General features: G+C 56.6%; 24 protein-coding genes and 1 tRNA gene. 9 read left to right on the top strand and 16 right to left on the bottom strand.

The annotated features are described in order from the left end of the window. Positions 1 to 36 precede the first annotated feature (36 nt). Complete coding sequence (locus AC2FLD_RS18530; protein ID WP_496672177.1) at positions 37 to 954, top strand: LysR substrate-binding domain-containing protein; 918 nt, start codon at positions 37 to 39, stop codon at positions 952 to 954. Between the two features lie 91 nt (positions 955 to 1,045). On the opposite strand, the gene amaB is transcribed toward AC2FLD_RS18530, so the two are convergent. The 3 genes from amaB to AC2FLD_RS18515 form a co-directional block, all read right to left on the bottom strand. After that, positions 1,046 to 2,542, bottom strand: coding sequence for an L-piperidine-6-carboxylate dehydrogenase (gene amaB / locus AC2FLD_RS18525; RefSeq protein WP_496672298.1), 1,497 nt, complete (start codon positions 2,540 to 2,542; stop codon positions 1,046 to 1,048). A gap of 18 nt (positions 2,543 to 2,560) precedes the next feature. After that, positions 2,561 to 3,667 carry a saccharopine dehydrogenase family protein gene (locus tag AC2FLD_RS18520; protein WP_496672179.1) on the bottom strand — a complete coding sequence of 369 codons (1,107 nt, stop codon included), beginning with the start codon at positions 3,665 to 3,667 and terminating at the stop codon, positions 2,561 to 2,563. A 175-nt stretch (positions 3,668 to 3,842) separates the two neighbouring features. Then, complete coding sequence (locus AC2FLD_RS18515) at positions 3,843 to 4,712, bottom strand: hypothetical protein (RefSeq protein WP_496672182.1); 870 nt, start codon at positions 4,710 to 4,712, stop codon at positions 3,843 to 3,845. A 181-nt stretch (positions 4,713 to 4,893) separates the two neighbouring features. Here AC2FLD_RS18515 and AC2FLD_RS18510 point away from each other — a divergent pair. Next, positions 4,894 to 4,969, top strand: a tRNA-Thr gene (locus AC2FLD_RS18510). A 307-nt stretch (positions 4,970 to 5,276) separates the two neighbouring features. Further along, positions 5,277 to 5,576, top strand: a complete 300-nt coding sequence (locus AC2FLD_RS18505; protein WP_496672184.1) for a hypothetical protein — start codon at positions 5,277 to 5,279, stop codon at positions 5,574 to 5,576. On the opposite strand, the gene AC2FLD_RS18500 is transcribed toward AC2FLD_RS18505, so the two are convergent. Next, positions 5,524 to 6,165, bottom strand: coding sequence for a hypothetical protein (locus AC2FLD_RS18500; RefSeq protein WP_496726918.1), 642 nt, complete (start codon positions 6,163 to 6,165; stop codon positions 5,524 to 5,526). The genes AC2FLD_RS18505 and AC2FLD_RS18500 overlap by 53 nt on opposite strands. Positions 6,166 to 6,361: 196 nt before the next feature. Here AC2FLD_RS18500 and AC2FLD_RS18495 point away from each other — a divergent pair, with 196 nt between their 5' ends. Both AC2FLD_RS18495 and AC2FLD_RS18490 read left to right on the top strand, forming a co-directional pair. Continuing rightward, positions 6,362 to 6,559: a hypothetical protein gene (locus AC2FLD_RS18495; protein WP_496672190.1), complete on the top strand. Its 198-nt coding sequence runs from the start codon at positions 6,362 to 6,364 to the stop codon at positions 6,557 to 6,559. A gap of 69 nt (positions 6,560 to 6,628) precedes the next feature. After that, positions 6,629 to 6,856, top strand: coding sequence for a hypothetical protein (locus AC2FLD_RS18490; protein WP_050605465.1), 228 nt, complete (start codon positions 6,629 to 6,631; stop codon positions 6,854 to 6,856). Positions 6,857 to 6,970: 114 nt separating this feature from the next. Here AC2FLD_RS18490 and AC2FLD_RS18485 read toward each other — a convergent pair whose 3' ends face one another. From AC2FLD_RS18485 to AC2FLD_RS18450, 8 genes are read right to left on the bottom strand one after another with little or no spacing between them, the layout of a single operon-like run. Then, on the bottom strand, positions 6,971 to 7,813 hold the full coding sequence (locus tag AC2FLD_RS18485) for a fumarylacetoacetate hydrolase family protein (RefSeq protein WP_496672193.1): 843 nt from the start codon (positions 7,811 to 7,813) through the stop codon (positions 6,971 to 6,973). A gap of 19 nt (positions 7,814 to 7,832) precedes the next feature. Next, positions 7,833 to 8,585 (bottom strand): SDR family oxidoreductase, encoded by a 753-nt coding sequence (locus AC2FLD_RS18480; RefSeq protein ID WP_496672195.1) that lies wholly within the window; start codon positions 8,583 to 8,585, stop codon positions 7,833 to 7,835. A 6-nt stretch (positions 8,586 to 8,591) separates the two neighbouring features. Further along, entirely contained in the window at positions 8,592 to 8,882 is a 291-nt protein-coding gene (locus tag AC2FLD_RS18475; RefSeq protein ID WP_050605462.1) for a hypothetical protein, read from the bottom strand. Positions 8,883 to 8,892: 10 nt separating this feature from the next. Further along, a complete protein-coding gene (locus AC2FLD_RS18470) occupies positions 8,893 to 10,005 on the bottom strand; it encodes a fumarylacetoacetate hydrolase family protein (RefSeq protein ID WP_496672198.1) in 1,113 nt (370 codons plus the stop codon). Between the two features lies 1 nt (position 10,006). Beyond that, positions 10,007 to 10,837: an amidohydrolase family protein gene (locus AC2FLD_RS18465; RefSeq protein WP_496672200.1), complete on the bottom strand. Its 831-nt coding sequence runs from the start codon at positions 10,835 to 10,837 to the stop codon at positions 10,007 to 10,009. Then, positions 10,834 to 11,262, bottom strand: coding sequence for an RbsD/FucU family protein (locus AC2FLD_RS18460; RefSeq protein WP_496672202.1), 429 nt, complete (start codon positions 11,260 to 11,262; stop codon positions 10,834 to 10,836). Before AC2FLD_RS18460 ends, AC2FLD_RS18465 begins: the two co-directional genes overlap by 4 nt. Beyond that, positions 11,252 to 12,304, bottom strand: coding sequence for an aldo/keto reductase (locus AC2FLD_RS18455; RefSeq protein WP_496672205.1), 1,053 nt, complete (start codon positions 12,302 to 12,304; stop codon positions 11,252 to 11,254). Before AC2FLD_RS18455 ends, AC2FLD_RS18460 begins: the two co-directional genes overlap by 11 nt. After that, positions 12,301 to 13,038 carry a GntR family transcriptional regulator gene (locus AC2FLD_RS18450; protein WP_496672208.1) on the bottom strand — a complete coding sequence of 246 codons (738 nt, stop codon included), beginning with the start codon at positions 13,036 to 13,038 and terminating at the stop codon, positions 12,301 to 12,303. The genes AC2FLD_RS18455 and AC2FLD_RS18450 overlap by 4 nt, the downstream gene beginning before the upstream one ends. An 85-nt stretch (positions 13,039 to 13,123) precedes the next feature. Between AC2FLD_RS18450 and AC2FLD_RS18445 the strand changes: the two genes are divergently transcribed. Genes AC2FLD_RS18445 through AC2FLD_RS18430 form a run of 4 tightly spaced genes read left to right on the top strand, consistent with a single transcriptional unit; the run spans position 13,124 to position 18,241 of the window. Further along, positions 13,124 to 14,677, top strand: a complete 1,554-nt coding sequence (locus AC2FLD_RS18445) for a UxaA family hydrolase (protein ID WP_496672300.1) — start codon at positions 13,124 to 13,126, stop codon at positions 14,675 to 14,677. A gap of 42 nt (positions 14,678 to 14,719) precedes the next feature. After that, positions 14,720 to 16,246: a sugar ABC transporter ATP-binding protein gene (locus AC2FLD_RS18440; protein WP_496672210.1), complete on the top strand. Its 1,527-nt coding sequence runs from the start codon at positions 14,720 to 14,722 to the stop codon at positions 16,244 to 16,246. Next, entirely contained in the window at positions 16,243 to 17,250 is a 1,008-nt protein-coding gene (locus tag AC2FLD_RS18435; protein ID WP_496672213.1) for an ABC transporter permease, read from the top strand. Before AC2FLD_RS18440 ends, AC2FLD_RS18435 begins: the two co-directional genes overlap by 4 nt. 46 nt (positions 17,251 to 17,296) lie before the next feature. Then, the gene (locus AC2FLD_RS18430; protein ID WP_496672216.1) at positions 17,297 to 18,241 is read left to right on the top strand and encodes an ABC transporter substrate-binding protein; all 945 of its coding nucleotides are present in this window, start codon (positions 17,297 to 17,299) and stop codon (positions 18,239 to 18,241) included. Positions 18,242 to 18,376: 135 nt separating this feature from the next. Here AC2FLD_RS18430 and AC2FLD_RS18425 read toward each other — a convergent pair whose 3' ends face one another. Genes AC2FLD_RS18425 through ubiT form a run of 4 tightly spaced genes read right to left on the bottom strand, consistent with a single transcriptional unit; the run spans position 18,377 to position 22,014 of the window. After that, a complete protein-coding gene (locus AC2FLD_RS18425; RefSeq protein WP_496672219.1) occupies positions 18,377 to 19,654 on the bottom strand; it encodes an NnrS family protein in 1,278 nt (425 codons plus the stop codon). Next, positions 19,615 to 20,532: a ubiquinone anaerobic biosynthesis protein UbiV gene (ubiV, locus tag AC2FLD_RS18420; protein ID WP_496672223.1), complete on the bottom strand. Its 918-nt coding sequence runs from the start codon at positions 20,530 to 20,532 to the stop codon at positions 19,615 to 19,617. Before ubiV ends, AC2FLD_RS18425 begins: the two co-directional genes overlap by 40 nt. A 4-nt stretch (positions 20,533 to 20,536) precedes the next feature. Continuing rightward, a complete protein-coding gene (ubiU, locus tag AC2FLD_RS18415; RefSeq protein ID WP_496672302.1) occupies positions 20,537 to 21,514 on the bottom strand; it encodes a ubiquinone anaerobic biosynthesis protein UbiU in 978 nt (325 codons plus the stop codon). Further along, positions 21,514 to 22,014 carry a ubiquinone anaerobic biosynthesis accessory factor UbiT gene (gene ubiT, locus AC2FLD_RS18410; protein ID WP_496803728.1) on the bottom strand — a complete coding sequence of 167 codons (501 nt, stop codon included), beginning with the start codon at positions 22,012 to 22,014 and terminating at the stop codon, positions 21,514 to 21,516. Before ubiT ends, ubiU begins: the two co-directional genes overlap by 1 nt. Between the last annotated feature and the right edge of the window lie 116 nt (positions 22,015 to 22,130).

Here is a 22,130-nt window from a genome sequence, read left to right as displayed (position 1 = left end):
ACACCTTAATAGGTATCTTTTCTGTGACTAAAGCTCATGGATTTTATGCCCCGGATCAACGCTCTTCCGTCTCTTGCCCTGATGCGCAGTTTTGAAGCCGCCGCACGTCACGAAAGCTATACTATGGCGGCGGAAGAACTGGGCGTCACGCAAGGCGCTGTCAGCCGTCAGGTGCGCGAGTTGGAGGCGGCGATTGGCGTCACGTTGTTTCGGCGGGTCGGGCGCGCGGTTCGGCTTTCCAAAGCAGGACGCGCGTTGCGCGTGGAACTGGCCGGCGATCTGGAACGACTTAGTGGCACGATCAACCGCGCCATTGCCGCCGGGGATGGTGCAACACTGCTGACGATGGCTGTGCTACCTACCTTTGCGACGCGGTGGCTGGTGCCACGCCTCGCCGATTTCAAAGCATTGCATCCGGGGATCGAACTGGATCTACATTCCTACACGACGCCGTTCAGCCTTGAAGAAAGACGCGTGGACGTTGCCATTCACTTCGGCCATGACGACTGGCCGGGTGCCCGGCTGCGCAAGCTGTTCCCGGAACATCTGGTGGTCACCGCTGCGCCTGCGCTGTTGGGCAGCGCGGGACTTGGTGAGAAACGAGATGTGTTCGATCTGCCGCTGTTGCATCTCACCTCTCGGTCCAAGCAGTGGTCGGACTATCATGCCAGTCTGGGGTTGGATGCGCGTGCTGTCTTTCCGGGTATGCGCTTTGATCAGTTTTCGATGCTGATTGAAGGGGCCGTGGCCGGGTTGGGGGCTGCAATCCTGCCGTCTTATCTGATCGAGGCCGAGTTGACTTCGGGCGCGCTTGTCGAAATTGGTCAGGTCGCGAACGTGTCGGGCAGCGCCTATTACGTCGCTTTTCCAACCGGGCAGAAAAATGAAGCGGTTCAGGTCTTTTCGGACTGGTTGATCAAACAGTCAAAGCAACGGCGATCGGTGGGTAGCTAAAAGGATCATAAAGACCGCACCAGGTTTGCCTTCCCGATGCGGCCACTTTGTGTTGATTTCAAAAGCCGTTCGTTCACGAACAGCGCGGGCCTCAGATGTCGAACTTCACACCCTGCGCCAGCGGCAATTCCGCTGAGTAGTTCACGGTGTTTGTCTGCCGGCGCATGTAGGCTTTCCAAGCGTCCGAGCCGCTTTCACGCCCGCCGCCGGTTTCCTTCTCACCGCCGAATGCCCCGCCAATCTCGGCCCCCGAAGGCCCGATATTGACGTTGGCGATGCCGCAATCGGACCCGGCCGCAGTCAGGAACTGCTCGGCCTCGCGCATGTTCAGGGTGAACACGCAAGAAGACAGCCCTTGCGGCACGTCGTTTTGCAGCGCGATGGCTTCGTTGAAATCTTCATAGCCCATGACATAGAGGATTGGCGCAAATGTCTCGGTCTTGACCGTATCGGATTGTCCGGGCATCTCGACAATGGCAGGTGCCATATAGACGCCGCCGGGGACACCTTCGGTCACACGGTTGCCACCGAACACCTTGCCTCCTTCGGCCTCTGCCGCCTTCAGCGCCGCTGTCATGGCTGCGCCCGAGGCTTCATCCACCAAAGGTCCGACCAGCGTGCCTTCGGCAATCGGATCACCGATGGGCAAACCGGAATAGGCTTTCTTGAGGCGGGCCACCAGTTCGTCCTTGATGGAGTTGTGAACGATCAGGCGACGCAAGGATGTACAACGCTGGCCTGCGGTGCCAACGGCCGAGAACACAATGGCGCGCACAGCCATTTCCAGATCTGCCGAGGGGCCAACGATCATTGCGTTATTGCCGCCCAGTTCCAGAATGCACTTGCCAAAGCGGGCCGCCACGATGGGCGCCACCGCACGCCCCATGCGCGTCGAACCGGTAGCCGAGATCACGGGTACATCTTCGCTTGAGACCAGAGCCTCGCCCAAAGCCGCATCACCGATCACGGTCTGCAACAGACCGTCAGGTGCGTCGCCGAAGCGGGCCAGAGCGCGTTCAAAGATCTTCTGACACGCCATCGCGGTCAGCGGTGTCTTTTCGGATGGTTTCCAGATCACCGGATCGCCGCAGACAATCGCCAGCGCCGCATTCCATGACCAGACTGCGACCGGGAAGTTGAAGGCCGAGATTACACCAACCGGCCCGGCCGGGTGCCAGGTTTCCATCATCCGGTGGCCCGGACGCTCAGACGCGATGGTCAGGCCGTAAAGCTGCCGTGACAGGCCAACGGCAAAGTCGCAGATATCGATCATCTCCTGTACTTCACCCAAACCCTCGGACGTGATCTTGCCAGCCTCCCAGCTGACAAGCGCGCCTAGATCGTCTTTGGCTGCGCGCAGTTCCTCTCCCAACAGACGGATCAACTCACCCCGCTGTGGTGCAGGCACCACGCGCCAGGCTTTAAACGCCGCTTGCGACCAGGCGATGATGGCGTCCATCTCAGAGGCAGGTGTCTCGTGCACACTGGCCAAAACGCGGCCATCGATCGGAGACGTCACCTGCAAGGTGCCGCCGGTCAATTCGGCCGCAGTCAGGTCCAGTTTCGAAAGTGTGGTTTCTGCATTCATTGCAACATCTTTCATGTCTCAGGCTGCCTTGTTTTGAAGTGTAACGTCACCGGAGCGATAGAGCGCGCCAAATTCGGTGTTCAGGAAATCAACAAGCTTCACCTGCTCCTGCCGGACAAAGCCTTTCGAGGGCAGTGTACCAGTGCGCATCAGGTCAACGACACCCAGAACCCCCGCCGCTGTTGTGACCTGGATCGCACTCCAGGTCTGTCCATTGATGTCACGGGCAAAGCTCTTGTTGATCAGCGATTTTTCACGCAGCGCGCCGTCGATCATGCCCTTGGCGGTGCAGTAGACCAGAACCACATCCTGATCGGTACGGGGCAGGGCGGATTCGAAAATCTCTTTCAGCAGATCACGGCGACGTTCCAGGCCCAGATCGTGCAGCAGCAGTTTCAGAATTTCACAATGACCCGGATAACGGATCGAGCGATAAGAGACCGACCGCGCCTTACCTTCCAGCGTTTCGGGCAATGTGCCCAGCCCGCCCGAGGTGTTGAAGCATTCGTATTCCACGCCGTCATGCCCAAGGACCTCGTAATCCTCTAGCGGCACGGTCTTGACCAATTGGCCGTTCACGATGGCATCGCAGGGGTTGCAATACTCGTTGATCAGCCCGTCGGTTGACCAGGTCAGGTTGTATTTCAACGCGTTGGTCGGATAGAGCGGTAGCGCGCCCACCCGCATATGAAGGCTGTCGATCTCATCAAACTCGGCGGCCAGTGATGCGCCCGCGATACCCACAAAGCCCGGCGCCAGCCCGCATTGCGGCATAAAGGCTGTCTGACTGTCTTCAGCCAAGTCACGCACGGCGTTGGTGGCGACCACATCCTCGGTCAGGTCAAAGTAATGTGCGCCTGCTGTCATGGCAGCTTCGGCAATTTTTGGTGTGAGAAAGAACGGTGCCGCCGAAATGACCGCGTCGAACCCGTTCAGGTTTTCTGCCAGTTTTCGCGCGTCACTGGCATCGATCTGTTTTGTGGAAATGCCCATTTTTGCAATTTCTGACAGTGATTTCAGATCGTGATCCGCAACCGACACGGTGTAATTTGGCGATGCTTTCAGCAAGGTCGCGATCATCTGGCCGATCTTGCCTGCGCCTACGATACACACATTCCAGGACATACCTGTATTTGCCTCCCAATTTTTGCCTCGCCCAACGATGGGCCGAGAGCTGTTCGAGTGGCAGGGTGAAATTTGACGAAATGAACGAAAAGTCTGACGTTATGACGAGAGAGGTGGCGATTTGACGGATATGTAGCGGGGCTCTCATTTTGAGGCGCAAAGACACAACCGAAGCTTAAAGTACGCGAACGTCCGACATTGCTCGAATTGCGGCCATGTCCTGTGCGTAAAGCTCTGAAAACGCTTCGAATATTTCAGCGCTCCAACCCGGCAAACCCAACTCTTCTTCAACCTGATCCGGCTGCGCGTGCTGATCCAGGACCTGTGCCAGTTCTTCGCGTTGGCTTTGGATATCCGCAGGTTTGCCGCGCTGTACGATTTCCAGCACGCGCCTTTGTCCGGCATCGGTCAAAAGCGAGGACAAAAAGGAAAACTCATCGGGCAGAGGGGTCTCCTCGGGTAGCCCGGTCATGGCTCGAATGATGTCACCCCAGATCAGCGGCAGGTTTTCGTTTTCCCACACGGTCAACTGGATCTGGGGTGCAAGCTCACGCAGGTCTTCGATCATGCTGAGCCAACTTAGACAACTGAGATCGGTGCTGGCCAGAATATCCCTGCGATGGTCTTCATGAATGGACATCAGAACATTGGGAATAAAAATGCCCGGATTTACCAACCCAACAAACAACTCAAGATGTGCCCCTTCCAGAAGAGTCCCGGTGAAAGCTGCCCGTTTTCCGGCAAAGGGATAGATCTGACCATGTTGCAGCGTGGTCCGTCGGGGGCCAAAGAACTTGTCGCTCGACAGAATCACACGCTCCAGGTTTGTGTCATCGGGAAAAAGGGGGGCCAAACTGTTTCGGGTTTCATCAACAGTGGTGCCCTGGCTCAGCGCATCTGACATGATATTGACGAATTGCCGGGATAGCCGCGGCCCCATTGATGCAGTGTTCATCCCGTCCAGCAGCCGTCTGTTTGCCGCAAGTGAGGACAATATGCGCCCTTCATCAGTAAAGGCAGCGCCAGCATGAATGATCACCTGCATGTCGTCTCCCTTACCCCCGCTGTTGTGTCCAGCTTCGCATGTACCATTCGGTTTGCCAGACGTATGCGGTGTTTTTTTCCTGTGTGGTTTTTGCACGTTCTCGGGAAAACGGACAATACCCTAGTTCGAGCCAAAAATGAGGCTTGCAGTCCCCCGCCAGAGGAAGTAATCGACTGCTTGTGCCCCTATAGCTCAGCTGGTAGAGCAACTGATTTGTAATCAGTAGGTCCGCGGTTCGAGTCCGTGTGGGGGCACCACCAAAATCATTTTATTTCAGTATCTTGCGGTTACTTCTCCCGCATTCTAGATGTTTAGTGCTCACGCTATGTATCCAGATTTGTGTCCATTTGTTCCTGTTTTTTTTATCATTTTCTAGCCGATTCCTGCGGTTTAAGTGTGAAGGCCCACTAAGTTCCAATTAGTTGACCTTGTTTGAACGCAGCCCTTTCGGATGCTGCTTCGGTAAAGCGCGATTTCTTTTGTTTCGCATGTTTACAACAGGCTCCAGAAGGGCAAAATTGGAACCGTTCATTATGCTTATTCCTATTGTTCCAAGGGCTTACAATGACAGATAGTGTCGAAGTCAAAATTGCGCAACTCGAGCACAAAGCGGCTCGCTTTAATACCCTCGTTAGTGGTTTGGTTGGAGCAGTTATTGGCGTCCTTGGGACACTGGGTGCGAGCTATTTTGGTTATCTAAACAAAGATCGGGAACTCGATTTGGAGTTGGCCAAGCTGAGCCTGACTATTCTTTCTGGTGATTATGAAGAAGACGTAAAAAACACGTTACCAGCTAGGATGTTTGCATTAATCAAGCTGCAAAACGAAAATCAATGGGTCCTGACCCTAGGTTTGGATCATTGATATCGGGCGGCGCATCCAGATCGGCGGCAGTTGGATTGCTGCCCCTGTTGCCTCCAAACCGCTTGGCTTCTGATTTCAGATCGTCAGCGGCGGCCTCCAGCTCGGCCGCTTCTCCAGTCAGCTCTTGGCTATCGCCGCCAAGACTTTCAGGAGCGCGTTCTGGCGTTGGATTATGGCTTGGTTGCTCTCTTGAATACGTTCCTGTCCTTGGATGATCTGCAATAGTAGGTCCCGAATGGCAGGACCTGGATTCTGCGGTGTTGTCGGAGACGGTCGCGGCAAGCTCGTCGGGTGTCAGTTCTTCATCAGGGCTGATGATGATGTGTAAAAGACCGTTTTTTCGGCCTTTGACTTCTGCAAATTCATCAGCAACCAGAAGTTCAGCGGACGAGTCTTGCAATGACTGGACTCGCTCGTTGTCACCTTGCCGGGTGGCATAGGCGCATACTCGCACCAGAAACTTGGGTACTTTTAGCTTGATAGGACAACGCAAATTTTTTGCTTGGGGGCCATTTTCTTTATCCTCCCTGTGGACTGGGCGCTCGTGTTGAGTATGTCTTTGACTCCTGCCCACTAAACTTTTCGCCACCTTTCCTGCAATTGCAGGGCATCCTACGCAGGACTTCTTTGTTGGGTGCATCGTATCATCGCGCAGAAATCAATCTTCCGGAACGAAACGGATGAACGTCTTGGATGCGCCATCTGGAAACTGGCATTTCCCAATTATGCTCTCAATCCGATGAAAATCGGCTATGGTTCCAAACATCTTGAGACAGGAGATTGCTATGCTTTATCCACTTGCAACGCTTGAGGCCGATAAACTCAGCTTGGTTAAGGAACTTGAAAAGGAAATCGGAAGCCCGCTTGTGGCGTTTGCCGCAGTTGACGCCGATACTGCCAATCTGCCGAAGGACCAGCTTCGGAAGTTACAGGCCCTTGAGGGTGAACTTGATGTCGTTCTTGTCGCTGTAAGACCAAACTAGGCTTTGTTCACAAAGCCCGCGTAATCACTCTCAGGAGTGTTGAGTTTCCAGCATCCATAGGAGGTTTTGTTGCCACTGTACAATGACATGTTCGAACTGTCTGTCGATGATATCGACTTAATTGAAAACTCGCTCCGTCGCGCTCAGACCGCTCTGTCACATGCCGATCGGGATGAGAGCGAACAGGAAAGGAGGGAACGGGAAGAAGCTCTTACCAGGATTCATGACTTATTGGGGCGGCTTCACGACCAGAAGATTTTCTATCGGCCGAAAAGCGGAGTGTACGTAGGCGGATAGAAGCCGGACTGTTGGAAAATTGGCCGCAGATCTGCAGCCAACACCGGTACTTTGCCATGCCGCTCTCAAAGCTCTCGAAACATCCGATCTCGTCGAACAGTTAGAGGTCCTGCCTTATCCGGCAACGACATTTTGCCGCTGAACACCTAACCCCTCAATCCCCAACTCCATCCGGTCGCCGGGTTTCAAATAGGTTGGTGGATTTTGCCCCATGCCCACGCCCGGAGGGGTTCCGGTTGAGATCACATCGCCGGGCTGCAAGGACATGAACTGAGACAGGTGCGAGACAACTGTCGCCACGCCAAAATGCATCGTTTTGGTCGAACCGTCCTGATATCGATGGCCGTTCACCTCAAGATACATCGGCAAATTCTGCGGGTTGGTAACCTGATCGCGCGTCACCAGCCAAGGGCCGATCGGGCCAAATGTGTCTGCCGACTTACCTTTGACCCACTGACCCGAGCGATGCAGTTGAAAATCGCGTTCTGACAGATCGTTGACCACGCAATAGCCCGCAACGTGGTCCATGGCGTCTGCTTCGGAAACGTATTTGGCCTCTTTTCCGATGACCACGCCCAGTTCGACTTCCCAATCGGTTTTGACAGAGCCTCGCGGGATTTCCACCGGGTCATCAGGGCCGATAATGGCAGAGGTCGCTTTGAAAAAAATGACGGGCTCTTGCGGCAGTTCCATTCCGCTTTCCGCCGCGTGGTCGGCATAGTTCAGGCCGATGCAGATGAATTTGCCGACCCGGGCGACACAGGCACCGATGCGCGGATCGCCCTCTACTTTGGGCAGGCTGGTGGGGTCAATCTTGCGCAGTCGGGCCAGTGTGGCGTCGTCCAGCGCATCCCCTGCAATATCATCGACCACGTCCGAGAGGTCGCGGATCGCGCCTTCAGCATCCAGCAGCCCGGGTTTTTCTGCGCCCATCGGGCCAAAGCGTAGCAGTTTCATATATGATTTCCCTTGTCGCTCAGATCGTCCAGCCGCCATCAATGGCAAATGGCTGGCCAGTAGTGTATTTGCTGGCGTCGCTGGCCAGGTACAGGGCCAACTCAGCGATTTCCTCGGCGCTGCCAATCCGCCCCATCGGTTGCCGCGCGATGAAATCGGTCATCGCCTGATCATAGTCGCCTGTGGCGCGCAATCTGTCATGCAGGCTGGGGCTGTCGACAGTGCCCGGACAAATGGCGTTGCACCTTATGCCCCGGGCCACAAAATCAGCCGCCACGGACTTGGTCAAACCAATGACAGCCGCCTTTGACGCGCAATAGGCAAACCGGTTCGGCACACCTTTCAACGAAGAGGCCACAGATGACATGTTGATGATCGACCCGCCGCCGTTCTCCAACATGCCGGGCAGGGTCAGTTGGATCAGTCTGAACATGGATTTGACGTTGAGATCAAAACTGAATTCCCAGTCTTGTTCCGGGCATTCAAGGATCGAGCCTGCCGCAACATAGCCCGCGCAGTTAAACAGGACGTCCAGATGGGGCAGGTCAGACGCTGCCGTCCGTACCGCTTCGGCATCCAAAACATCCAGTTTGAGTGGAGTGATCCTGTCAATTTCGCTCAACTCGGCAAGAGTGGCGTCATTTATGTCGCTGGCAAAGACATGCGCACCTTCTGAGGCGAAAAGGTCAGCAGTCGCGCGGCCAATACCCTGACCGGCAGCCGTGATCAGAACCGTTTTCCCGGCAAGCCGGTTGGATGATGTCGTGGTCATGGGGCCTCACAGTTTTTCGGTCAGAAGGTCGGTTAGAATGTCCTGCAAACAAACAGGTCGTCGAATGCGTTTGATCGCATGGGTGCCAACGGATGTTGCATCGAATTCGCGTACCAGCGTGGCGCGGGTCGACCACCCGAAGGTGGTATAGGCTTTCTCTCTGGCCGGAATGGCGGCACCGACAACCGCGGGTAAGCCTGCGGCAAAGCCGCGGCTGAATCCGGGCGCAAGCTCTGACGCAAAAGTCTGGCCCAAACCTACCCATTCACCAGCCATCAGGCGTTTTCCGGTTAACATGCTATTTCTCTCAAAGAAGCCCACGTTGGGCCAGGTTTCGCATCAGATGGGACGCGCCAAATGTCCATTCGGGGCATTCCGTTGACAGTCGCACCGCGTTGGTCAGTGCTCCCAGTTGGTCATTTGCAATTGTGACGACATCGCCCAGTTTATGGGTAAAGCCACCGCCGGGCGTGTCCCGGTCCTGGGTCGGTGCAAACAACGTGCCCAGAAACAGCATGATCCCGTCGGGGTATTGGTGATGCCGTCCGATCGTTTGCAGTACAAGGTCAGTGGGATCGCGGCTGATCTGAGACATGGACGAGCGGCCGTTCAGGACAAACCCGTCCGGCCCGTTGACGGTCAATTTCAGTTCGGCCTGACGCACGTCGTCCAGTGAATAGGTTTCGTCAAACAGCCGGATCATCGGGCCGATCGCGCAAGAGGCGTTGTTGTCCTTGGCCTTGCTCAGCAGCAGTGCTGAACGCCCTTCGACATCACGCAGGTTGACGTCATTGCCCAGTGTAGCGCCCTTGATTTCACCTTGTGATGTGATGGCCAATACGATTTCGGGTTCTGGATTGTTCCAGGTCGAGATCGGGTGAAGCCCGATCTCCGCGCCGTATCCAACCGATGACAGAACCTGCGCCTTTGAAAACACCTCGGCGTCAGGGCCTATCCCAACCTCGAGATACGGACTCCAAAGCCCCTCAGAGATCAGCGCGTCCTTGACCTGCGCGGCGGCGTCTGATCCGGGCACAATGTTTGACAGGCTCTCGCCGATTCTGTCGCCAATGCGTGTGCGGATTGCCTCGGCCTTGGCTGGATCACCCGCTGCCTGTTCCTCAATCACGCGTTCCACCATCGATCCAGCAAAGGTGACGCCGCAGGCTTTGACGGCCTGCAAGTCGCATGGGGCAAGCCATTGGTGGTCTGCATCCAACGGTCCGATATCAAGGCCCTTGGCTGAGCGCACGTAATCCACTGCGTCGTCGCGTTCCAGAATATCCCGCACAGTGGGCGCCGGTTTTGCAGTGATGTCGACAACACGCCCATCGCGTAAGGTGACAACGCAAGGGCCGATCCCGGCGCGCTCAACGCGGCCAAGCCACAACCCGTCTGAATCCATGGTGTCGAGTGTCATTTCAATCCCTGAGGTTATAGGCGCGCGCTGCGTTGCCGCCCAGAATAGCCTGGCGATCGGCACTGCTCATTGAGCCAAGCAGCACATCGGTGGTCTCAAACCAGCGTTCATAACTGCTGGCCAAAGTACAGACCGGCCAGTCACTGCCCCAGATCAGACGAGACGGGCCGAAGCAGTTCAATAGGTGATCCACATAGGGCCGCAGATCGTCAACGGTCCAATCCGGTTTTGCTTCGGTGACAAGTCCCGATAGCTTGCACCAGGCGTTTGTCTCTTGCGCCAGCGACGCCATGTCGTTGGCCCAATCTTCAATCATCACGTCCCGGATCAGAGGTTTCGAGGCGTGGTCTATGACCACCTTCATCTCGGGGTGCCGCGTCAAAAGAGTTCTAAGCGACCCAAGATGTTCGGGTAGGGTTAGGGTGTCAAACGTCAGGGCGTGGTGTTGCAGTGCTTCGAAGGCGGGCGTCAGGGTATCCTCAAGCATCCATAACGGATCAGAGATGTCCTGGATCATCGGGCGCAGGCCGACCAGAGCCGGATGGTCAGCCAGTGCCGCAATTTGTGCTGGCGCGTCAGTGGCCTCAAAATCGACCCAGCCGACAACACCTTTGATGAACGAAGTTTGATCGGCCAGTGACAGCATATATTCTGTCTCGGCCACAGTTGGTGCCGCTTGAACCAGAACCGTGCCGTCAATCCTTGCCGCTTCCAGCAAAGGGACCAGATCGGCTGGCGTGAAATCTCGATAAATAGCCTCCAGTTCAGGCGTCAACCAACCATAATCATCCCGCGCCAATGCCCAGAAATGCTGATGTGCGTCGATCCTCATCCGATCACGCCCTTTTTCAGCATGATATTGCCATAGAGCCTGCGTTCACCTGTCTGAACGACGGCAAAGGCGGTAGCGGCGCGCTCGTAGAAAGCGAACCTCTCCAGACATTGGATCTTGACCGGATTGTCGGCGGTTGAGTCTATGATACGTTGAAAATCCGCGACAGCATCGGGTACAGCCCGCGGGTCGTTGACCACCTGCATTGTCAGTGCCGGATCGGAAACGAATGTGTCCAGCGGCATCACTGAGAGAACGGCCCGTAAGATGTCACTGGCCGAAGAGCCATCGGCCCGGATGCAGTCAGTACCGATACTGGAGCCGGGGAAATTGGCATCGGTGATCACAATCTCATCCCCGTGGCCCATGGCCCGCAGCGCATAAAGCAGCTCGGGTGACAGGACCGGGTCGATATTACGCAGCATATGCGGCCTCATCAGGCAGCGGCGCGTCTGGGCGGATCAAGCCCTCGGCACGCAGGTCGGACCAAAGCGCCATCGGGATATCGCGGTCCAGCAAGGCAACATTCGCCTGCACTTCGGCTGCACTGACCGCACCGGGAACCACTGTCTTGACGCAGGGATGGCCCAAAACAAATTGCAGCGCTGCCGCGATCAGCGGCGTGTTATGTGCTGTACAGACATCCTCGATCTTTCGAACGCGATCCAGAATGTCCTCTGGAGCGTCAGCATAATTGTACTTGGCCCCGGGCACTGCACCGGTGGCCAGAATGCCCGAATTATAAGGACCGCCCAGAATGATCCCGACATCGCGCTTCTGACAAAGTGGCAAGAAGCTATCCAACGCTTCCTGTTCCAGCAGGGTATAGCGTCCAGCCAAAAGGAACCCGTCAAAATCTCCCAATCCCAGAAGCTTTTCACAAACCTGCCATTCATTCACGCCTGCGCCGATCGCCGCGATTTCACCGGCTTCGCGCAGTTCAACCAGAGCCCTGTAGCCACCGCCATCAAACAGTTCGCGCACCTTGGTGTCTGACATTTCCTGGCTGCCCTGACTGAAGACACAGACATCATGAACCAACAGAATGTCCACATTGGACACGCCGAGCCGCGCGCGACTGGCTTCATACGACCGCATTACCCCGTCATAGGTGTAATCAAACACGATACGTTTCTGCGGCACATCCACAAAAGCCTCTGGCGTGACCTCGTGCGGTTTGCAGTCCAGCAGCAGTCGTCCGATTTTAGTCGACAGTTGAATGTTCTCGCGACCAAAGCGGGTGATTGCTTCGCCAAACCGATGCTCGGACCGGCCGAGCCCGTATTGAGGGGCGGTGTCGAAAAACCGGATGCCTGCGTCATAGGCGGCTTGCAATGCAGCTTGCGCATCTTCGTCCGAGACCTTGCGATACAGATTTCCCAGCGGTGCGCCGCCGAACCCCATGCGGGTCAGGTGCACAGGTCGCGTGGTCCGTGAGTTGAGCAATTCTGCCTGGGAAACGGTCATACTTCCTCGCTGTGCGGCTGCGGGGTGAGGTTGAACAGATCTGGTTTTTGCTGCTCCAACTTTTCGATGCGGGGCATCAATTGGCGCAAATGTGTGCGCATGGCGTCCTTTGAACCCTGTTCGTCATGTTTGCTGATCGCTTCAAAGACTGCACGATGTTCGGCCAAAGTCTCGGCAATGCGGCCAGGTGTCGGCAGCAACAACATCCGTGCACGGCTGACCTGAAGGGAAACTGTTTGCGCCACGTCGTTGAGGCGACGGAAACCGGTAAATTCCATCAGCAGGCCGTGGAATTCTTCATCCGCCTGATAGAAACCGGGAATATCATCATCTTCGATCAGCAGTTCCTGTAGGCGCATATTGCGGCTGAGCCGCTTGCGTTGATCGTCGGTCAGATCCCGCGCGACCTTTGCAACCGTCGCAAGCTCCAGCGCCTCACGCAGGAAGACACCTTCGCGAATTTCTTCCATCGAAAAATAGGAAACGCGCGTGCCTGACTGAGGCACAACATCCACCAAGCCTTCAGAGGCAAGACGTGCAATCGCGTCGGCGACCGGTGCGCGCGATACGCCAAGTCGTTCGCATACCGGGGCTTTGCGCAGGGTCGCGCCGGGCGGGAAGTCGAGCGCCAGAATCGCCTGCTTCAAGGCGCTGTGGACTCGCTGGGTCAGGGTCCCATCGGTCGACGTGATTTCGGGCAGCAGGGTGGCATCAATATCATTGGGTTTGTTCATGTTTTGATATTTAGCATTCTAACATGTTAGTTGACAAGAGGTGAGATTCCACTTAGCAAAAGGAGCCAGACAATAAGGGAAGATGATGAAGGCAAGTGGCGGCATAGGTGTTTTGAACGGTGCAGCGCGCGACGTCGTAAAGCTGAATCCGCAGGACAACATCGTTATCGCCCTGCGGGACCTTCAAGCTGGTGAGCAGCCTGAGCTCGTCCCTGTGCCTTTGACCAAATCGGTCGCGCGCGGGCACAAGATTGCGGTGGCTCCGGTTCGTGCCGGTGAAAACATCGTTCGCTACGGCCAGATCATCGGTCAGGCAAAGTGTGATGTTGCCCCTGGCGAACATATCCACGTACACAATCTGGGTATGGGCGCGCACCAACAGGACTATGCCCATGCCAGCGCAAACAAGCCGCTACCCGGAAGATCAGAGGCGCGGACGTTCGATGGTTACTTCCGGACCGGCGGCAAGGTGGGAACTCGGAATTACATAGGGATTCTGACCACAGTGAATTGCTCTGGCTCGGTTGCGCGGTTCATTGCAGAAGCAGCCGGGAAATCCGGATTGTTGGACAGCTTTCCCAATGTCGATGGTGTGGTGCCGATCGTGCATGGCACTGGCTGCGGGATGTCGGGCAAGGACGAAGGCTATGCAACCTTACTCCGCACGCTTGCCGGATATGCCCAACACCCGAATTTCGGGGGTATCCTTTTGATCGGGCTTGGGTGCGAGGTCATGCAGGTGGCGGATCTTGTCGGCGGTCGTCCGATCCGCCCAGACGGCGTGTTACGGTATATGACCATTCAGAACGAGGGCGGCACCCGTCGCACTATCGAGCGTGGGCTGGACGAACTGCGCGGTATTGCCGAACTGGCCAGCCAGGTACAGCGTGCTCCGGCGCCGGTCAGTGCGCTTACCGTCGGGATGCAGTGCGGCGGTTCAGACGGCTATTCCGGCATCACGGCGAACCCGGCCTTGGGCTATGCCTCGGACATTCTGGTGCGCCATGGTGGGACAACGATCCTGTCGGAAACCTCAGAGATCTACGGAGCGGAACATCTGCTGACCCGACGGGCCGAAACCGTTGAAGTCGGCGAGAAGTTGATCGAACGCATCCACTGGTGGGAAGACTACACCGCTCGCAATGGCGGTGAGATGGACAATAACCCAAGCCCCGGCAACAAGCGCGGCGGTTTGACGACGATCCTTGAAAAATCGTTGGGGGCAGTCGCCAAAGGCGGCACCGCGCCGCTGCGCGCCGTTTACAAGTTTGGCGAACAAATCAACAAGCGCGGTTTTGTTTTCATGGACAGCCCCGGCTTCGATCCATGTTCAGTCACGGGGCAGGTGGCCTCGGGGGCGAACCTGATCGTGTTCACTACGGGGCGCGGCTCGGTTTCAGGCTATCAGCCCACGCCCTGCATCAAGCTCGCCACCAATTCCGAAATGTATGCGCGCATGTCCGAGGACATGGACCTGAACTGTGGCGACATCGTTACCGACGGTGTCAGCATCGAAGCCAAGGGCGAGGAACTGTTCGAAATTCTGATCCGTGTCGCCTCGGGCGAGAAAACCAAAAGTGAGGAGCTTGGCTTCGGGGGCGTGGAATTCGTGCCCTGGCAAATTGGCGCGGTGATGTAACCCGCGCGCAGCCCCTGGGGAGAGGGGCAAATGGGAGGAAACATGTCTAAGTTGGTCGAAATGGCGGGGATCGAAAAGTTCTTCCCCGGCGTGCACGCGCTGAAATCTGTGCAGTTCGATCTGGAGCCGGGCGAAGTTCACGCACTGATGGGCGAGAACGGGGCTGGCAAAAGCACTTTGATGAAAGTTTTGTCGGGCATTTATCAGCGTGACGAAGGAGTCCTGAAAGTCGAAGGGCGCGAGGTCAGTCCCACAACCCCGCGCGAGGCGCAGGATCTGGGCATCGGCATTATTCATCAAGAACTGAGCCTGATGAATGATCTGACTGTGGCGCAGAATATCTTTATCGGGCGCGAGCCACGCAAGAGCTTTGGTCGCCTGGATGAGGTCGCGTTGAACGCGCAGACAGCCGGTATTTTTGCCTCGATGAACCTGAACCTTGATCCAAAAGCTCTGGTGGGCAGTCTGACCATCGCCAAACAGCAGATGGTCGAGATCGCCAAAGCCTTATCTTTCCGCTCCAAGGTTCTGATCATGGATGAGCCGACTGCGGCGCTGAACGACGCCGAGATCGCAGAATTGTTTGTGATCATCCGACGCCTCAAGGCCGAAGGCGTGGGGATCGTTTACATCAGTCACAAGATGGACGAGCTGAAACAGATCTCGGATCGCGTGACGGTGATGCGGGATGGCGAATATGTTGGCACAGTGGGGGCCGCGGACACGCCGATCAGCCAGATCATCGCCATGATGGTGGGTCGCGAAGTCAAGGAAGAGCCGCTGGATCCGCCAAATCTGGACGATGCCGAGGTGTCTCTACAAGTCACGGGGCTGAGCCGTGACAATGAGATTCACGAAGTCAGCTTTGCGATGCAGAAGGGGGAAATCCTCGGTTTTGCGGGCCTGATGGGGGCGGGTCGAACCGAGGTTGCACGCGCGATATTTGGCGCTGACCCAAAGGATGGCGGAGAAATCCGGGTGCACGGCAAGGTGGTTACGATCAAGTCCCCTTCCGACGCGGTCAAAGCAGGGATCGGGTACCTGTCCGAGGATCGCAAGCACTTTGGCCTCGCCACTGGCATGAACGTGCGCGACAACATCGCGCTGGCCTCGATGGATATGTTCACCGGCGCGGGCGGTGTTCTCAACGACAGTGAAATCAGTTCTACAGCCAAAAGCTATATCAGCCAGTTGGGCATCCGCACGCCCTCGGACATGCAAGAGGTCAGGCTGTTGTCGGGCGGCAACCAGCAAAAAGTCGTTATCGCCAAATGGTTGCTGCGCGATTGCGACATTCTGATCTTTGATGAACCGACACGCGGCATCGACGTAGGGGCGAAATCCGAGATCTACAAGCTGCTCGAAGACCTGGCAGAGCAGGGAAAGACCATCATCGTGATCTCGTCCGAATTGCCCGAGATCATGCGCCTCAGCCATCGCATCGCGGTGATGTGCGAAGGCCGCCTGACCGGCATTCTTCCCGGAGGAAGAAACACCACTCAGGAAGACATAATGCATCTGGCCACACAACGCGCCGCAGCGATGCAGGTAACAGGGACACTGCAATGACCACAGCAACGGATGTCGACAAGAAGAAACCCCTCGCGGGTCTGTCGGAAAGCGGCGCCTACCAAAAGCTGCTGGCCTTCGCCAGCCTGATCGTATTGCTGATCGGCTTTTCGATCGCGTCGCCCAATTTCATGCAGACTTCGAACATGATCGCCATATTGCAGGCTACCTCGGTCAATGGGGTGCTCGCTGTAGCGGCAACGCTGATCATCATTACTGGTGGGATCGACCTTTCGCTGGGCACGCTGATGACTTTCTGCGCCGTGATTGCGGGCGTAGCGCTGACCTATCTGGGGATGCCCTTGCTGTTGGGCGTGGCGGCAGCCATTGCGGCAGGCGCGCTGTGTGGTCTGTGCTCGGGCACGTTTGTGGCCAAGATGAAAATACCGCCCTTCATTGCCACGCTTGGCATGATGCTGATCCTAAAGGGGCTGTCGCTTGTTATTTCGGGCACGCGCCCAATCTATTTCAACGACACGCCGGGGTTTGATCAGATCTCGCGCGGATCATTGATTGGCGAGATTTTCCCGAATCTGCCCATTCCCAACGGTGTGTTGATCCTGTTCCTTGTGGCCATCGCGGCCTCGTACATTCTGGGACGTACGGTGCTGGGGCGGTATGCATTTGCGCTGGGCTCGAACGAAGAGGCGGTCCGGCTGTCGGGCGTGAACACCGATATGTGGAAGATGCGTATCTACGCCTTGGCGGGGGCGATCTGCGGCATTGCTGGCATTCTGATTGCGTCGCGTCTCAACTCGGCCCAACCGGCATTGGGTCTAGGGTACGAGCTTGAGGCCATCGCGGCCGTGGTCATCGGCGGCACGTCTCTGTCCGGAGGGCGCGGGACAATTCTGGGCACATTGATTGGCGCGCTGATCATGGCGGTTCTGACCAATGGCCTGCGCGTACTGTCGGTTGCACAGGAATGGCAGACCGTTGTGACCGGCGCAATCATCATCCTTGCCGTCTACGCCGACATGGCGCGACGCAAGAAGGCAGGGTGATCAGGGCGATTCACCAAAGTCGAAATCAACCAACTGGAGGAGAGAAATGTTTTCACGTCGATTTATTCTGGGGGCCCTAAGCGCGGTCACTCTTGCAGGACCCGCCTCAATGGCGGCTGCGGAAGATATCTATATCCCACTGGTCTCGAAAGGATTTCAGCATCAATTCTGGCAGGCTGTGAAATCGGGTGCCGAGCAGGCGGCGGACGAGTATGGCGTCACCATCACGTTTGAAGGCCCGGATAACGAAACCATGGTCGATCGCCAGATCGACATGCTGGCGGCTGCGTTGGCCAATAATCCCAAGGCAATTGGGTTTGCCGCGCTGGACAGCCAGGCCGCGATCCCGTTGCTGAAGCAGGCAAACGAAAAGGGAATTCCGATCATCGCGTTTGACAGCGGTGTCGACAGCGATATCCCGCTTTCAACCGCCACCACCGACAATCTGGCGGCTGCCGGGCTTGCGGCGGACAAGATGGCTGAAAAACTCGGCGGTAAGGGCAAGGTTGCTGTCGTGGCACATGACCAGACCAGCCGGACAGGCATCGACCGCCGTGATGGGTTCGTCAATCGCATGGCTGAGAAGTATCCCGATATCGAGGTTGTCACGATTCAGTACGGTCAGGGCGACCATCTGAAATCGACAGAGGTGACAAAGGCGATCCTGACCGCGAACCCGGATTTGAAGGGTATCTTCGGCACAAATGAGGGTTCAGCCATCGGTGTGGTCAACGGCGTTCAGGAACTGGGCACCGAAGGTCTGGTCATCATCGGCTATGACAGCGGCAAGGCCCAGAAAGACGCAATCAAAAGCGGGCTTATGACGGGCGCCATCACCCAGAACCCGGTCGGCATCGGCTATGAGACCGTCAAGGCCGCTGTTTCAGCGTTGAACGGTGAAGATGTTCCGAACCTGATCGATACGGGCTTCTACTATTACGACGCGTCGAACATTGACGACCCGAAAATCGCGGCGGTTCTATACGACTGAACCTCGGCAACGGCGTGAGTTAGACTGGCCCGGCTGTTTCAGCCGGGTCGGATTGCTGAGACGCACATCTTTGCGGTGGACTGATGTTTGCCGTGGCAGGTGAAGCGTTCACCCCATGTCGGATGCGAATTCAGGTTATTTAGCATTATTGGTCTCTGGTTTTTCGAAACGGTTGTATTTCTTGCCACTAAAAGCTGGTCGATGAACGGGGCCGGTCAAGGCGGGAAGAAAGCCGACGGTAAAAACCGCCCAACCGATGCACCAAACGACGGCTGCAAGAACTTCCAGCTGAAAGGCCGGCAGCAGCGGTGAGGCCAGACGGGTCACTGCAGACATCCACACCAACACGACGCCGATTACAAAGGGATTGCGAGCATTCATGTCACCGGCTTTTGTATGGGCGGCAGCTCGGCCCGAGATGGCCATGATCAAACCGCTCAACCCTCCTATGGTGATTGCGTGCAAGGCGTCTTCGATGCGATAGACATCAGATACCAGACCCGACAAGCCCATGATCAGCAACCCTATGGGCAGCCACAGGTAAGACAGATGCAAGGCCGCCAGAAGCGGGTTTGCCAGCACGTCAAGCGTCTGCCATCTGCGCATTTGCCAAATCAGCAAAAGTGCTGTGGCGATCATCGCAAGGCTTTGACAGACACTCCAACCGTTGAGCGCCGCGAGAATGCACACAACCAGCAACGACTGTGTCAGTATTGTGTAGGCGGCCATTGGTAAGGGGATTGTATTGGATCGCCCCTTACTGAGCAGCCAATTGCTGGTGAAGGCCGGAATGGCCCGAGAGCTGACCCCATTCAACAGCATTGTGGCCCCAAGCGTCATGGGCAGCATCATGTCAAAGGCGACCCATGGGATACCAAAAGAAGTCGCGCTCATAAACAAGGCTTCGCTGATGCCAAGCGCAAGGATAGCGCAAAGAAACCCGAGCTTGTTGAAGGCACGCGCGCACCATAGGTGGCGACCAACCACGACCGCCAAAAGTCCGAAATAACCGGCGTTGAACGCAAGCGGGACAAACGGAAAAGTGGTGCAGGCAAATGCTGTAGCGATACGCGCACCCAGCCAGAGAGCAAACAGTGCTTTTAAACATGAGCCCTGCGTTGGCAAAGCCCTTGTCCAACCGGGGAGTGCAGTCAGTATGTATCCGCCAATCGCCGCCCCGGCGAACCCGAAAATGAGTTCGTGGACATGCCAGAGGACCTCGGGAGTGCAGGCTGGGCCGGGTAGGCCGATCCAATCGCCCAAGGGCCACCAGCCCACTGTAATAAAAGCGCAAAGATAAGCCGCGAGGAACAGTGGACGGTACGGTGCTGCCCAAAAAGACGCAAGAGTCCGATTGCTATCTGTTTTGGGCGTCACGGCGCCTTGGGGGGCTGGTCTGAAGTGCCTGACCATTCGGCACCGCAGCGACCCGTCAGGAAACCGTCGCTCAGCCGGATACCCGGATGTTTGTCGCGCATAGCCTGCCCCAATTCACCTTGGGCCAACACGCCATCAACTCGCCGCCGGTACAAATCGCACAACTCCAAGAAACCGTCGGCCTGCGGTGACAGGCGCAGGGCGGATACTCCGGCATCCCGTAAAAGATCAATCTGGTGATCCGTACAGGCATAGCTGTCCGACAGGGTCTGCACCCCGTTCATCGCCATGAATGGCACACCGTCACTGGTCACAACGTCAAGCCCGTCCGGGTCATCTTCGCAGGCGAACTGACAATTGTCCTTGCTGCGCCCGTGTAGTCTGGCGTGATAGCAACGTCCGGAAATGGCCAGGGGCAGACGACCGTGACCCCATACCTCGATCGCGACGCCCTTGTCCTTTGCGGCCTGAGCCAAAACCTTGACGGACTCGACAGGGAGTTCAGGCGGCAGGCAAATGCGCCGGGCGCCTCGTGATGCCAACCAGTTCACCGTGCTTTCGTTATATACGTTCACCAGCGGTCCAACGGAAAACGCGCACCCATTGGGGATGTACACCAGAGCTGTCAGGTCGTTTATCTCGACCATGACACCCATGTCTGCCAGCTCCGCAGTCAATCTGAGCTCTCGCTTCAGTGTCACCAAAGCCAGAGTCGTCAACGTGACCTCTTTCCCGGCATCCAAAAGTCGGGATACGGCTTCTGGGATGCGATCTTGATAGAACGGCAAGCGTTTGGAACACACCAGCTCCCCGATCACGACCCGGTCAACAGGTGACTGAGTCAAATCGCTGTAAAAGGATTCCCAGCGTTCGGCTGACCAGAAAAACTGGTTTGGGCCAACGGTCAATTCCATCAGACTATCTCCAGGTCTTTTTGTATGCGCCGGTTGTCATGGCTTGCCCCTCGGACAAACGAGCGAGCATCCCCTGGGGCAGCGGACGTCCGGCATCCAATGCATCCACTGCAGCACGAAAGTTTCGAACGACTTGCGCGACATAGGATTTTGAACGTTGACGCCCTTCGATTTTCAAGGCGATCACACCGGCCTTTTGCAATTGCGGGATCAACCGTTCAGCATTCAAACTGACGGGGTCTTCGAACAGATGTCCGGCCTTTCCTCCTGCAGAAAAACACCCTTTGCAAAGCGTTGGGTATGGTGCAGGCGCATTCCGTTCGACGCGATGAATCAGATAGCCGCCAAGTCGGGCATCCAGAGCTCCGTCATCTTCCTCATACTCTACGTGGCTGGCCGGTGAGCAGACACCGTTCATATTTGGGGACAGCCCTGTGGCATAGGAGGACAGTGAGCATCGCCCCTCGGCCATGACGCATAGACCGCCGAAGACAAAAACCTCGGTCTCGACGTCGGTCTCGGCATTGATGGCGGAAATCTCGTGTACGGATAGCACACGCGGCAAGACCACCCGTTTGACGCCAAACGTCTCGGCATAAAAGTTGATCATTTCGGCATTGGCTGCAGCTGCCTGAACGGACAGATGCCTGCGCAAGCCGGGATGGTTCCGCGCGGTATGATCCAGCAGTCCCAGATCGGCCAGGATCACCGCATCCGCGCCGCAGGTTTCTGCGTCTGCCACCGCATGATGCCAGATGGACTCGCTGCCTGCACGGGGAAACGTGTTGATCGCGACCAGCACTTTGGCGCCGTGTTCATGTGCAAAAGAGATCCCGGATCGCATCTCGGTCCGGTCAAAATTGAGACCGGGAAAATTGCGCGCGTTGGTTTCGTCATTGAAGCCGCAATAGATTGTATGAGCGCCAGCCTTGACCGCTGCTCTCAAGGCGGCGGGTGTGCCTGCGGGGCAGACGATTTCCATTACCATGAAAAAGAGTCCTCCGGCCGGGTCAGGCACAGGCCAGTTCGACGTTCTGCGAATGCAATTACCTGTTCCAAGGAGCTTGCCAATGGGCCAGACACATTAGTGACCTCGTGCGCGAGGTCCAATTCCGCGTCATCGATCGCGTTTCTCAAAGCCAAGGCCGCTGCGGTGTCGCCTTGAATCACAAGGTCGCGCGAAAAAAACAGTGCATCGCCATCAAAAGCCCCATGCACCAGTCCCAACAGGGCCGCCAAAGGGCCAGAGATTCGCGCTGTCCCGTCCCCATGCTTTCGGCTCACGGTTATCGTTGGAAGCCCATTATTTGGCTTGAGAAGCAGAACTACCGGCAAATCCGTGGGGTCCAGAACAAACAAGGCCCGATTGTGTTTCCCGAGCCTGCGAAACATGTCTGGATGAGCTTTTGCGATCCGACGCGAGAACGCTGTCAGTGACAGTGAAAGGGGTGCGTGTGGAACGAATCTCAGCGCGGTTGCCAAAGCGACCGGGCATAGTGGTATCTGGGTTTGGGGAACAGACAAACAGACCTCCTGCTGTCACAAGATGGTGATTACGGACATGTCCTAAGCGGTTCGCGAAGCCATGCATTTGACGG

The sequence above is a fragment of the Ruegeria sp. CDSA021 genome (assembly GCF_059612325.1).
Note: the sequence above shows the minus strand (reverse complement) of the source record. Positions and strands in the feature narration are given on the sequence as shown.